The organism is Candidatus Mycalebacterium sp. (genome assembly GCF_977828045.1).
This window is the reverse complement of the sequence record NZ_CDWCUL010000002.1, coordinates 18328-30759: the sequence shown is the minus strand read 5'-3', so window position 1 is coordinate 30759 and position 12432 is coordinate 18328. Positions and strand designations below refer to the sequence as shown.

Genomic DNA, 12432 nt, shown 5'->3' with positions numbered 1-12432 from the left:
CCCTATATGTTGAAACTTTCCTTCGCCGCCTGACTCATCATTTCAGGTGTCCACGGGGGGTCCCACACAACTTCCACATCCGCTTTTCCCACTCCCTCAATTTCGGCCGTGAGCATTTTTACTTCGGCGACTATCTGCCCCGCCGCAGGGCAGCCGGGTGAAGTCATTGTCATAAGAACCTTTACTTCGCCGCCGTTGATTTCAATATTGTAAACGAGTCCCAGATTGACAATGTCCACCGGAATTTCAGGATCATAGATGTTGCCAAGAACTTCAAAAATCTGTTCTTTGGTAACCGTTTCAGTGGTTTTGCCGCTTTGTTTTTCAGCCATTTTACAACGCTTTGACCGCACTTAGAACCGCTTCGTAATCCGGTTCGTCCGTAATCTCTTTCACGTATTCGGCATGCCGCACAACATCATTTTCATCAACAACAAAAACCGCTCTCGCGAGAAGCCGATTTTCCTTCATAAGAACCCCGTAGGATTTTCCGAAAGACGCTTCGGAGTGGTCGCTCAAGAATGAGCCGCCTTCGATGCATGCCTCTTTTACATAGCGCGACTGCGCAAAGGGAAGATCCATACTGACCGTAACAACCTCAACATTGTCCGGCAGAGATTTCAGTTCATCGGAAAAACGTTTTGTCTGAACATCGCAGACCGGAGTGTCAACCGAGACCACGACATTAAAAATCTTTACCTTGCCCGCAAAATCCGAAAGCGTTTTTTTTGATCCCGGACCCGCGAGAGACGAAAAGTCCGGAGCGGCGTCTCCGGTTTTAACCTCCGCTCCGTCAAGCGTGAGCGGGTTGCCTTTCATTGTTACAGTTCTTGCCATATGTTCTTTCTCCTATACTATTATAGTAACTCTATGCGCGCCATTTTTACATAGTGCCGGAGTTCCATTCAATCCCGGCGGCTCGGAGAAACATATCATCACAAAATCAGTTTTTGCTGCCGTTCTTCTTCCTCTGGTAACTCTGCTCGCTCCCGCGAGCGCCCATTCAAGCCCGAACGCGGATGAACTTATGCGGCAGGTTTACGAACAAAGCCGCATTCACAAAAGTCAGCGAATGGACATGGAAATTCTCGTCAAAGACCCCAAAGGGCGCAAACGCGTACGTTTTTTCAAAATGCTTTACAGAATTGAGGACGGACAAACAAAAAGTCTTTTGCGTTTTTACAAACCGGCGGACATCAAAGGAACGGGGTTGTTCAATATTGTTTACGACCGCGAAGGGAAGCAGAGAGACCAATGGATATATTTCCCCGCTTTTAGAACCGTGAACAAACTCAGTGTTGAGCAAAAGCACCAGAGTTTTATGGGCTCGGACTTCACAAACGCTGATATCACGGGAAGGATACCCAACGAAGACAGACACAAAATTATCAAGTCGGGTGAAGAAATCTCGTTGGTTTCAAGCGTTCCGAAAGACCGCAATGCCCCTTACTCAAAAATTGAGAGCAGTATTATTAATAAAATCAGAGTTCCTGAAAAGATTGTTTTTTATGACCACACCGGCGCGAAACTCAAAACTTTGACAAGTAAAAAAATATCAAAAATCAGCGGCATGTATGTCATAATTGATGCGGAAATGAAGAACCACTTAACGGGCGGCTCAACTTCCATAAAAAAGAAATCAATCAACTTTAAAAAAATAAAATCGGGAGAGGTCGTCATTGCCAGACTTCAAAACCGGTAAGGAGTTACAAATGAAAAAACCATTTTCTTTTTACGGACGCGCGGCGGCAACGGCGGCGTTTTGCATTTTGTTCGCGGTTCTCGCGTTTTCTCCCGCACCCGCGCAGGAAAAAGGCGGTCCCGTGATTGAGGAAAGCGGCTACAAACAGGAGGGAAGCGGCACTCTTGACACGATCAGGAAGTATGTATTTCTGAATCTTGGCTCTTTTACGACCCCGACCGGGCGGAACAAACGATACTTCGTCATAGGAAACGGAGGGTTTGATTTTTCAACTGACAATTTCCAGGCGTATTTTGAAGGAAGGATTTGGAAAGAGAAGGTGCAGTTTGAGCAGGCATGTAAATCCGCCACTACACTTACAGACGGCTGTGACAATCCCGGTGGCAGCGATGTGCCGTTCAACGGGAAAAGAACGCTGGAGATTGAAACCGACACGGCGGAGGTTTCCGAGGCCTATCTTTCTTATTCACCGTTCCCGCAGTTCAATGTCAAAGTGGGACGGCGTAAGGTCATTTGGGGGCAGTTTGATATTTTCTCTCCGGTGTTCTTTTTCACGCTTCCGATTCGCACTCAGAACATATCAACCAACTTTTCAAAGGTTAATTTCGCTCTTCCTCAGGACAATGTGCAGATTTCAATTCTTCCTCACGAAAGAGTTGAACTTCAGGGCTACTTTTTCCTGAATACCATAATTGACCCGTTGCTTACGGGTTCTATTCGTGTTCGGGACAACTCTGTAAGGGTGAGCAGAAAAGATTTGCAAGATCATAACCAATACGCGGCGCGCGCGATTTTCTATCCCGACTGGGCGACAATTGCGCTGACCTACTACAACGGAAGAAACGGTTTCTCTATAAATTCGCTGGAAACTCTGGGAATGGATGCGGGGGAAGAAAGCCAACAAAACTTTGGACTCTCAGAACTTCAAGCATATTCAATTGAAGCAACCGTGCCAAGAGGAAGATGGAATTTCAGGGGAGAGCTTTCATACAGAAAAAGCGAAGGGGATTTGGAATCTTTCAACCCCGATATCATGGACGGTTCCACTCAACAAACGGACTACTTTAACTGGGCGATGAATCAAAACGGCGGCAGGCTCTACGCCGACACAACCACCCTGTTGGGCGGGCTCGGAGTTGAGTATGTGGCGGACAGGTGGAAGGCTGAAATCGCCGGATACTTCTTGAATGAGGAATTCACCGGAAGTGGAAAAAGAGGCGCGGACCTTTCCGAAGCATACGCTAATGACGACCCCGCCATGGGGCTGCTCGCCGCTCCGTTTGTCAACGCCGCTTATTACATAACGGGCGATAAACAAACCTTTGTCGGACTAACGGGCGGGTTTCTCGGTTCGTACGCCTATGGGGGAAGCCTCTACGGAGTGGTAACTTTTGACAAGTTTGACTACCTCGGAGTCGGTACGTTGCAACTTGTTGCCGGGCTGGACTTTCTTCAGTATTTTGCGGACAGTCAACTCAGTGACCTCAACAATGAAGGCGGACAATATGATTTTGAAGACGAATTTGTCATCGCGCCGCGCTTCGGGGTAACATGGAGATTCTGATCTGTTTAAAAGAATTTTCCTTCTCGCATGGCTCGTAGTTTTCTGCGCTCTCGCCGCGGGCTCATACGGGCTGAAATTTGACAGCGACCTCTGGCTTTCGCCCGACCACCCTCTTGAGAAGCAGCTGGACTATCTGGCGGAGGAGTTTGAAGAAGGGGAATCCCTTTTTCTTGTTTTTCCGCTTAAACAAAACTTTTTTTCAACCCCCGATGTTTTTCCCGCGATTGACGATTTTGAAAAAAAACTAAAGGATATCCCCGGCGTCATCAAAACGCGCTCCCCGCTTTCCGCCAGGATAGTGGTAAAAAAAGACGGTGAACTGCAAATCCGCAGTTTCACAAGCGCTCTCAAAACCGGCGTGATAAAAAATGACGGGCAGTTTGAAGCCCTTTTTACCGCGAGCCCGTATCACAAAAAACTTCTTTCGCAGGACGGTAAAACCGTTGGAATTCAGACCCGGATTGACACGCGAAACCGTTCCGCGGAAAGAAGCAAGGTTCTTGAACGCATTGAGGAGGAAATCACCTATTCGCCGTTCAGGGGCGTTCTTCTCGCCGGAGACGCCGCTCTTAAAGGAGAAATAAACCGCACCGTCAGAAATGAACTTTTTGCCTTGCTTTCCATCGGAGCGGTTGTTCTGGCGTTTTTCCTCTATATTTTCGTGCGCGACCCGTTTCAGGTCGGAGTGCTTTTAGCATGCTTCGCCACTGCTGTGATGCAGTCTTTCGCGGCGGTCAATTTTCTCGGACACGCCCTCACGCCCGTGAGTTTGTCTATTCCGCTTATGGTCGCCGTCATTGTAATCGCGGACGGGCTTCACATTTTTGCAATCTGGAACAGGGAGGCGCGCGAAAGTTCAAACCCGTTGCGCTCGACAATCGGCAAAACATGGCTGCCCTGCCTTGTTACAAGTTTAACAAGCGCAGTCGGTTTCGGGGCTTTTTCGGTAAGCAATCTGATTCCCGTGGGCAATTTCGGAATAGATTCATTTATTGCCATCGCCCTATGCTATCCCTTGCTTGTCGCGACCGTGTGGGGAGCGTTGTGGGTGTTTCCGCGACACGCTTTGCGGACGAATTTGAAAGACGGCGGCAAAATCACTTCCTTTACCTTGCGGGTTTCCTCAAAGTTTTCAGGGCGCAGAAAACAAACCGCCATCGCGTTTGTGGCTTTCTCCCTGATTATGGCTTTCTCTCTCAGCTTCGCGCGAACTGAAACAAACTTCTTGAATGTACTGTTCAAAAAATCAAGCCGCATATCCGAAGCGTTTCATTCCGCAGATGAAAAACTTGGCGGTTCAGGCTCGCTTGAAATTCTTGTTGAGGCTCAAAGCGCGAACTTCTTCCGGAAAATTGAAAATATGAACCGCGTCCGCCAACTTGTCGAAGGCGTTAACACAAGCTCATTTGTGAATGATTCAAACAGTTACCTTTTGCCGCTTGAGATAACCCACCGCCCGCTTGCGGCCGAGACGGGGTCTTCTTTAACTTTGCCACGAAGTGACAACGAACTTGCGCAGGAACTTCTTTTTCTTGAATTTTCGCGCGGAGAGAGGGAAAAAGATCTTGTCAGCCCCTATTTGAATTTCAATTCTTCCACGGCGCGAATTGAGGTTCAGACCCCCAATCTGACTTCTTCCGAACTTGGCTCGCTTATTGAGTTCGCAAGGTTGGTTTCTTCGGAGGCGTTTCCGGACGCGCGGATTCTCATCACCGGAATCGGAGCGTATATCCAACGCTTGAGTGGATACGTAATTTCAACCCAAATAAAAAGTTTCGTGCTGACTTTTGCGGTCATTGGGACGCTTTTTGTGTTCGTTTTTGGAGTGAGGCTCGGAATGGCGGGCTTTGTTTCCAACCTGTTTCCAGTTTTTCTTTCAACGGGAATGCTTGCTGTTTTGGAAGTGCCTTTTGATTTCGCGACTATTCTGGTCGCCGGAGTAACGCTGGGCTTGAGTGTGGACGACTCAATCCATTTTCTTCATCACTACAAAAGAAGCAAAGGCGGGCACCTTCAGGATTCTGAAAACCGAATTGAGCAAACCCTTTCAATTGTCGCCCGTCCCGTTGTTCTCACAAGCATTCTGTTTTGCGCGGCTCTCGCGGTTTTCTTCACTTCAAGTCTTGTGGTTATGGTAAAATTCGCGCTTTTTACAATCGTAGGGCTCACAGGAGCCGTGCTGTCAGCCGTGCTTTTTTTGCCTTGTCTTGTTGAGGTTTTTTGCGACAAGAAAAAGGCGTAAGGTTCACCCTTGCTTGTCCGGATGTTTTTGGTTGATTCTATCCGTGCCTATTTTCGCATCAATCATTGCAAACACGGTCAGCACAATCCCGGCGAACACATAAGCCCAGAAAACGGGTTTGTTTTCATCGGCAATCTGGTTTTCCATAACCTGTTTAAGCAAATCTTTGTTCAGAATTGTTATAAGAAAATTCAGCGCCAGAAGCATCAGCCCCTTGCCTAAAACCCCGTTGTATATCTGCCCAAGCCCCGGAAGCAACGCCGAAAGCACGACCGAGAGCCAAGCCCTTTTCTTTCCGGAGCCTATTGTTGCCACCCCCGTGTGAGATTTTGAAGAGATTGTCCCGGATTCGGTGAACTCATCAGGGTTTCGCCGACAAGAAAAGCGTGAACGCCACATTTTGACATAAAAATCATATCATTTAAGGAAGTTATGCCGCTTTCCGTAACTATCACTTTATCTTTTTCAATCATTGGCGCAAGCCGTTCGGATACGGACAAATCCACCTCAAAACTGTCTAAATCCCGATTGTTGATGCCAATAACGCCGCTTTTTGCTTCCAGAGCCATTTCCACTTCGGATTCCGTGTGAACCTCAACCAGCGGTTCCATACCCAAATCGCGCGAAAGCCCAAGCAGATCTGAAAGATGCCCCGCATTTTCCATCGCGGCAACTATCAAAAGAAGCGTGTCGGCTTCCGCCGCTCTTGATTCGTAAATTTGGAACGGGTCTATCAGAAAATCCTTCCTGAGAACCGGCAGTGAAATTTTGCGCTTAATAGCCGCAATATAAGAGAGACTGCCTTGAAAAAACCTTTCGTCCGTCAGTACGGACACCGCCGCCGCGCCGTTGTGCTCATACTGCGCGGCAATTGAAACCGGATCAAAATCTTTCGCGATAACGCCTTTTGATGGAGAGGCTTTTTTAATCTCCGCTATTACTCTCGGCTTTGTTCCCGATAAAAGAGCGGAACGAAAATCCTCCGGCGCAGGCGCGTTTCCGCTGAGGTCTTTAATTTCGCTCAAAGAAAACCGTTTTTTCAATTCGGCAATTTCTGTTTTTTTATTTTCAATAATTTTTGTGAGGATTGACGCAGCCACGGTTTTAACCCTTTTTATTCATGGAAAGTTTCGTTAACTCTTTGAGTTTCAACATTGCCGCACCGCTTTCAAGGGAGTGTTTCGCCACTTCAAAAGCGGATTTCATGCTCTTTTCCCGCCCTGAAACATATATCGCCGCGGCTGCGTTCAGAAGCGCCGCATCAGTTTTTGCCCCGCCCTCGCGGTTGTCAAGAACGGCCTTCATAATGGAGGCGTTCTCGCGCGAATTTCTTCCGCCTTTGAGTTTGGCGGCCGCACTTTTGCGAATTCCGAATTTTGAAGGGTCTATGGTGTATTGCCTTACGGAACCATTTTTAAGTTCCAGCACATCGGTTTTTCCCGTAACGGTTATCTCGTCCATTCCGTCTTTTCCGTTCACAACCATGCATCTTTGCAAACCCAGCCCCTTTGCCGTTGCCGCTATTTTCTTCATTATCTCGTGGGACGGAACACCGATGAGTTGGTTTTTTACGCGCGCCGGATTGACCAGAGGTCCCAGAATATTGAAGACGGTTCTGATGCCCATTTCTCTACGCACTTGTGCAACATTTTTCATTGAGGGGTGGAACAACGGCGCAAAAAGAAAGGTTATCCCCGCTTTTTTAAGGCAACGCCCGGCGGTTTTAGCGTCCATATCAATCTTTACTCCCGCGGCTTCCAGCACATCGGCGCTGCCGACCGGGCTTGAGACGGAACGGTTGCCATGTTTGGCGACCAAGACGCCCGCTCCGGCGGCGACAAAAGACGCCGTGGTGGAAATGTTGAAACTCCCCTTTGAGTCTCCGCCCGTGCCGCAGAGGTCAACCGCACCTTTTCCGCCCTTTATTACGCGGGCGCAAGAAATCATCGCTTCGGCGGCTCCCGTAAGTTCTTCTGCGGTTTCGCCCTTGATTCTCAGTGCGGTGAGAAAAGACGCAGTCTGCGCGGGCGTTAACGCCCCGTCCATTATCGCGCGAAAAACAACGGCAACCGTTTTTCTGTTCAGGTTTTTGCCTGTGGCGAGCCGTTCAATTAAATTTGAAATTTCAAGCATTGGCGGTGTTTGTCTCCGTCCGTATTTTGTCAAGGATGCCGTTTATGAACGCGCCCGATTTTTCCGTTCCGTATTTTGCCGCTATCTCAATTGCTTCATTTATGCTCACTGCTTTATCTATGTCGCACATATAAAGCAATTCGTAAACTGCCACTCTCATTATATTGACGTCCACGGCGGACATCCGTGAAATTTTCCAGTTTTCAGAGCAGTTTTCTATCTCGCAATTTATTTCGTTAATTTTTTCACAAATTCCCGAAGCGAGATCCACGGCAAATTTTCTGTCAAACGGAGTTTTTTCTTCAACTGTTTCAAGAAATCTCTCAAAATCTTTTTCTGCAATTTCCCCGGAAACCCCTTCGCGCAAAAGCCCGTTCGCGTCGCGTTGGTAGAGAAACTGAAAAGCAAACTCTCTGGAAAGTCGTTTTTGTTTCATTCCCATTATCGGTATGGCGTGGAAGTTAAAGCGATTGCGCGAGACTTGCCATTTCGATTGCGGACACGGCGGCGTCAACACCCCTGTTTCCGGCTTTGCCTCCCGCTCTGTCAATCGCCTGTTCAAGTGTTTCGGTGGTTACGACTCCGTCCACAATTGGAATTCCGGTTTCAAGCCCCGCCCCGCACAGCCCGTTCAGAACGGCGGACGCAAGGATTTCAAAATGAGATGTCTGCCCGCGTATTATTGAGCCGATGGCGATAACAGCGGAGTATTTGCCGGACTGCGCGGCTTTTTTTACCGCAAGTGGAATCTCAAAAGAGCCCGGAACTTTTATGATTGTGATGTTCGCATCCGCGGCGCCGTGTCTTTTGAGGGCGTCAACCGCGCCGTCAAGCAACGGGTTTGTCACCACGGAATTGACCCTGCTCGCAACCACGGCGAACTTCATTTTTTTTGCGTCCATTTTCCCTTCTTTTTTCTCAATAAGCGACATGATTTTTCCTCCGGAATTTTACGGCTTTTTCAGTCAACCATCGAAAGCAGATGACCGAGTTTGTCTTTTTTCGTCCGCAAATAGCTTTTGTTGTTTTCGTTAGGCGAGATTTCTATCGGAACCCTTTTCCCTATTTCCAGACCGAACCCGTCGAGACCGCTGACTTTCCGGGGGTTATTGGTCATGAGGTTCATTTTCTTCACGCCCAGGTCGCGCAAAATCTGCGCGCCTATTCCGTAATCCCTCAAATCCTTTTTGAATCCCAGCGCTTCGTTTGCTTCCACCGTGTCCATACTCTTCCTTTGCTGAAGGTCGTAGGCTTTGATTTTGTTCAATAGACCGATGCCGCGTCCTTCCTGTCTGAGATAAAGTATGACGCCCTCGCCTTTTTCAGAAACTATTTTCATCGCCTGCCTCAACTGAGGACCGCAATCGCAACTGAGCGAATGAAACACATCGCTTGTAAGGCATTCGGAATGCACGCGCACAAGGGTTTCCTTTGATTTTTTGATGTTGCCCATTGTCAGGGCGAAGTGTTGTGAACCGTCCAACTCGTTTACATAGACAAAGCCGTCAAAATTACCGAATTCGGTTGGAATTTTTGCCACCGCCTCTTTTTTTACGAACGATTCTTTGGTCAGTCTGTAACTAATCAAGTCCGCAATGGTGGCCATGGCGATGTTGTGTTTGCGCGAAAATTCAACAAGTTCGTCCATTCTCGCCATGTGTCCGTCACTTTGCATTATTTCGCATATTGCGGCGGAGGGGAAAAGACCGGCAAGCCGCGCGAGGTCAACGGACGCTTCGGTGTGCCCCGCTCTAACGAGCACTCCGCCCTCTCGCGCTATAAGCGGGAACATATGCCCCGGGCGGATAAAATCCGATGGCTTTGAATCTGTCGACACCGTACGCCGTATGGTTTCGGAGCGGTCATAAGCGGAAATTCCGGTTGTAACACTTTCTTTGGCATCTATTGAAACGGCAAAAGCCGTATGCTGAGAGCCGTGCGTGTTTTCCGGCTCCATCAGTTTCAGTCCTATTCTCCGGGCGTTTTCATTGGTTAAAGCAATGCATATCAAACCTTTTCCGTAAGTTGCCATAAAGTTTATGGACTCCGGAGTCGCAAATTCGGCCGCGATTACAAGATCGCCCTCATTCTCTCTGTCCTGATCGTCAACAAGGATTAAAAACCGCCCGGCTTTTATCTCCTCAATGGCTTCAGGGATGGTTTTTAAGATTGACATTCACTCTTACCCCCAACCGTGAGTTAATATTGTCTTATACGGTGTGTTTGTCAATAATGACGGCTCTTGAGGCGGCTGTTTGACTTTGCGTTTATCGTGTATAAGTTTTTCAGTATCACACGGGAGTTGCGGAAGCGGAGGAAGGATGTCTTTGTTCTTTAATTTGCTGAGAATTCTCGCCGAAGAAAACCTTGAAGAGGTTGACGAAGAAGAAATTCTTGAAATGCTTGAAAGTGAAGATTGGGAAGAAATAGAAGAGTTAATTGAGAAAAAATCCGAATCTTTCAACAGGATTTTGCACTAACCTGTCTGAGGTGAAAACCCTTTTCCCAAGCGATATGCTTTCCCAAGCGATATGCCCGGGGCCGGACTTGAACCGGCATGGGATATTAATTCCCGAGGGATTTTAAGTCCCTTGCGTCTACCAATTTCGCCACCCGGGCAAGCTGTTTTCAGGTCTCCATAATGAATAAGGCGGCGCCCGGAGTCGAACCGGGGTATAACGGTTTTGCAGACCGTCGCCTTACCTCTTGGCTACGCCGCCGTCTCTGAAAAACCGCATTAGTATCTATTAAAAAGCCCATATTGTAAAAAATTGTCATAACTCGACAGACCCGCTCGTTACCGCTTTGCCGCCTATTTTAACCCTGTCGCCGGTAACTTCCACGCGCACAACTCCTCCTCTTTTCGAAAGTTGCAGACCTTTCATTTTTTTCTTTCCGGTTTTTTCAGACCAATACGGGGCAAGAGAGGAATGAGTGGAGCCGGTAACGGGGTCTTCGTCTATGCCCGCGCGCGGAGCAAAAAACCGCGAAACAAAATCGTAGCCGTCTTTTTCGGACGCACTTGTAACAATCACACCCCGGCAGTCCAGATTTTTCAATTTTTTAAAGTCGGGATGGACAGACGCCACATCATCCCCGCTCCGCAACTCAACCAGATAGTCAAAGCGGGTTTTCCCCGTATAAACAATCTCTGCGCCCAAAATCTCGCGAAGTCCTTCGGGCTCAGCGCATTTTTTCTCCGTAACCGGAGGAAATTCCATTGTTATGACATCCGCTTCAGTTTCAGCGCTTAAATTGTAGTCATTTGAAACAAACCGGATTGTTTTTCCGGCGTATCCGCTTTGCCGTATTGCGTGGACGGCGGCAAGAGTCGCATGTCCGCACAGAGCGACCTCGGTTTCGGGAGTCCACCACCGTATAAAAAAATCATCTTTTCGCTTTTTTACAAAAGAGGTTTCGGAAAATCCCGCTTTTGCGGCTATTTGAAGCATTTTAGAATCGGGCGGAAAAGACTCAACAAAACACACACCTGCGGGATTGCCAAGCAATCCGTCTTCGGCAAATGCGTTTATGACGAGAATTTTTATTTTATTTCTCCTTTCAGTTTGCGGAAAAAGTTGCCTTGCTGTCCATCAGCGCTTTAACGGCTCGCGTGATGCCGCCGATTGTGAGCGGAAACATTCTTTCGCCCGTGAACTGGCGAAGCATGCCGATTGTCTGAGTTTCGCGCCATTCATTTTCAGGAACGGGATTGAGCCAGACCGTAGTCGGGTATTTGCTCTTTATGCGCTCAAGCCATGTGAAGCCGGGCTCTTCGTTGTTATGCTCAACGCTTCCGTTCATATACAAAAGCTCATAAGGAGACATTGAAGCGTCTCCGACAATAATCACTTTGTAGTCGCTGTTGTATTTGTTCAGAATGTCAAAAGTGGGAAGGGCTTCCTGCCAGCGGCGTTCATTGCTTTTCCAGATGGATTCATAAATGCAGTTGTGAAAATAGTAATACTCCAGGTGTTTGAATTCATAGCGTGCGGCGGAAAACAGTTTTGAGCAAAGTTCAATGTGGTCGTCCATTGAGCCGCCGATGTCAAAAAAGATTAAAATTTTCACATTGTTTTTTCTGTGCGGAACCATTTCAACATCAAGAAATCCCGCGTTGCGTGATGTTTTTTCAATTGTCTTGTCCACGTCAAGTTCTTCGGACATCCCCTCCCGTGTGAGAACGCGAAGTTTGCGGAGAGCCATTTTCATATTGCGCGTTTGCAGTTCCACCGAATCGTCAAGATCTCTGAATTCCCTTTTATCCCAAACCTTCACCGCCCTTCTGTGTCGGCTTTCGTGCTGCCCGATGCGAATGCCTTCGGGGTTATATCCGTAAGCGCCGAACGGAGAAGTCCCGCCCGTGCCAATCCATTTGCCGCCGCCCTGATGCCGTTTTTTCTGCTCTTTCATCAACTCTTTGAGCCGTTCAATAAGTTTGTCCAGCCCGCCCATCGCTTTAATTTGCGCTTTTTCCTCTTCGCTCAGGGAATTTTCCATTGTCTTCCGCAACCATTCATCGGGAATGTTCATAAACTCCTTGTCGTCTATGTATTCAAGCCCCTTGAAATATTGCCCGAACAGGCGGTCAAACCGGTCCAGATTTTGCTCGTGTTTGATAAGCGCGCTACGGCTGAGATAATAAAAATCGTCCAAGCCGCGCTCAACCATTCCGCCGTCCAGAGCGTCAAGAAGCGTCAAATACTCCTTTATTGAAACCGGAATTCCGGAGTTGCGGAGATAGAGGAAGAAGTCCAGAAACATTGCGGGTAGAATTATAACAGAGAGGTT

The 12432-nt window shown here is 48.0% G+C and carries 14 protein-coding genes and 2 tRNA genes; 4 read left to right on the top strand and 12 right to left on the bottom strand.

Annotated features, from left to right (window positions below; genetic code table 11):
* Positions 1–2: 2 nt before the first annotated feature.
* Together ACY430_RS00190 and tpx are read right to left on the bottom strand one after the other, a co-directional pair.
* Positions 3–332 carry a metal-sulfur cluster assembly factor gene (locus tag ACY430_RS00190; protein WP_462136891.1) on the bottom strand — a complete coding sequence of 110 codons (330 nt, stop codon included), beginning with the start codon at positions 330–332 and terminating at the stop codon, positions 3–5.
* A gap of 1 nt (position 333) precedes the next feature.
* Positions 334–837, bottom strand: coding sequence for a thiol peroxidase (tpx, locus tag ACY430_RS00185; RefSeq protein WP_462136890.1), 504 nt, complete (start codon positions 835–837; stop codon positions 334–336).
* Here tpx and ACY430_RS00180 point away from each other — a divergent pair.
* From ACY430_RS00180 to ACY430_RS00170, 3 genes are read left to right on the top strand one after another with little or no spacing between them, the layout of a single operon-like run.
* Positions 809–1702 (top strand): outer membrane lipoprotein-sorting protein, encoded by an 894-nt coding sequence (locus ACY430_RS00180; protein WP_462136889.1) that lies wholly within the window; start codon positions 809–811, stop codon positions 1700–1702. The genes tpx and ACY430_RS00180 overlap by 29 nt on opposite strands.
* 10 nt (positions 1703–1712) lie before the next feature.
* Positions 1713–3266 carry a hypothetical protein gene (locus ACY430_RS00175; RefSeq protein WP_462136888.1) on the top strand — a complete coding sequence of 518 codons (1554 nt, stop codon included), beginning with the start codon at positions 1713–1715 and terminating at the stop codon, positions 3264–3266.
* A 1-nt stretch (position 3267) separates the two neighbouring features.
* Positions 3268–5508: an efflux RND transporter permease subunit gene (locus ACY430_RS00170; RefSeq protein WP_462136923.1), complete on the top strand. Its 2241-nt coding sequence runs from the start codon at positions 3268–3270 to the stop codon at positions 5506–5508.
* A 3-nt stretch (positions 5509–5511) separates the two neighbouring features.
* On the opposite strand, the gene ACY430_RS00165 is transcribed toward ACY430_RS00170, so the two are convergent.
* From ACY430_RS00165 to ACY430_RS00140, 6 genes are read right to left on the bottom strand one after another with little or no spacing between them, the layout of a single operon-like run.
* Entirely contained in the window at positions 5512–5823 is a 312-nt protein-coding gene (locus ACY430_RS00165) for a hypothetical protein (RefSeq protein WP_462136887.1), read from the bottom strand.
* The gene (trpC, locus tag ACY430_RS00160) at positions 5811–6608 is read right to left on the bottom strand and encodes an indole-3-glycerol phosphate synthase TrpC (RefSeq protein ID WP_462136886.1); all 798 of its coding nucleotides are present in this window, start codon (positions 6606–6608) and stop codon (positions 5811–5813) included. The genes ACY430_RS00165 and trpC overlap by 13 nt, the downstream gene beginning before the upstream one ends.
* A gap of 4 nt (positions 6609–6612) precedes the next feature.
* Positions 6613–7641 carry an anthranilate phosphoribosyltransferase gene (gene trpD, locus ACY430_RS00155; protein ID WP_462136885.1) on the bottom strand — a complete coding sequence of 343 codons (1029 nt, stop codon included), beginning with the start codon at positions 7639–7641 and terminating at the stop codon, positions 6613–6615.
* Positions 7634–8077, bottom strand: coding sequence for a transcription antitermination factor NusB (nusB, locus tag ACY430_RS00150; protein WP_462136884.1), 444 nt, complete (start codon positions 8075–8077; stop codon positions 7634–7636). The genes trpD and nusB overlap by 8 nt, the downstream gene beginning before the upstream one ends.
* A 25-nt stretch (positions 8078–8102) precedes the next feature.
* A complete protein-coding gene (gene ribH, locus ACY430_RS00145) occupies positions 8103–8573 on the bottom strand; it encodes a 6,7-dimethyl-8-ribityllumazine synthase (protein ID WP_462136883.1) in 471 nt (156 codons plus the stop codon).
* A gap of 29 nt (positions 8574–8602) precedes the next feature.
* Positions 8603–9817: a bifunctional 3,4-dihydroxy-2-butanone-4-phosphate synthase/GTP cyclohydrolase II gene (locus tag ACY430_RS00140; RefSeq protein WP_462136882.1), complete on the bottom strand. Its 1215-nt coding sequence runs from the start codon at positions 9815–9817 to the stop codon at positions 8603–8605.
* 145 nt (positions 9818–9962) lie between these two features.
* Between ACY430_RS00140 and ACY430_RS00135 the strand changes: the two genes are divergently transcribed.
* Positions 9963–10121, top strand: coding sequence for a hypothetical protein (locus ACY430_RS00135; protein ID WP_462136881.1), 159 nt, complete (start codon positions 9963–9965; stop codon positions 10119–10121).
* A 52-nt stretch (positions 10122–10173) separates the two neighbouring features.
* Here ACY430_RS00135 and ACY430_RS00130 read toward each other — a convergent pair.
* From ACY430_RS00130 to ACY430_RS00115, 4 genes are all read right to left on the bottom strand, one after another.
* Positions 10174–10260 (bottom strand) — tRNA-Leu (locus ACY430_RS00130).
* 29 nt (positions 10261–10289) lie between these two features.
* Positions 10290–10361, bottom strand: a tRNA-Cys gene (locus ACY430_RS00125).
* 54 nt (positions 10362–10415) lie between these two features.
* A complete protein-coding gene (locus tag ACY430_RS00120) occupies positions 10416–11183 on the bottom strand; it encodes a PhzF family phenazine biosynthesis protein (protein WP_462136922.1) in 768 nt (255 codons plus the stop codon).
* A 19-nt stretch (positions 11184–11202) separates the two neighbouring features.
* On the bottom strand, positions 11203–12405 hold the full coding sequence (locus ACY430_RS00115) for a vWA domain-containing protein (RefSeq protein ID WP_462136880.1): 1203 nt from the start codon (positions 12403–12405) through the stop codon (positions 11203–11205).
* Positions 12406–12432 lie beyond the last annotated feature (27 nt).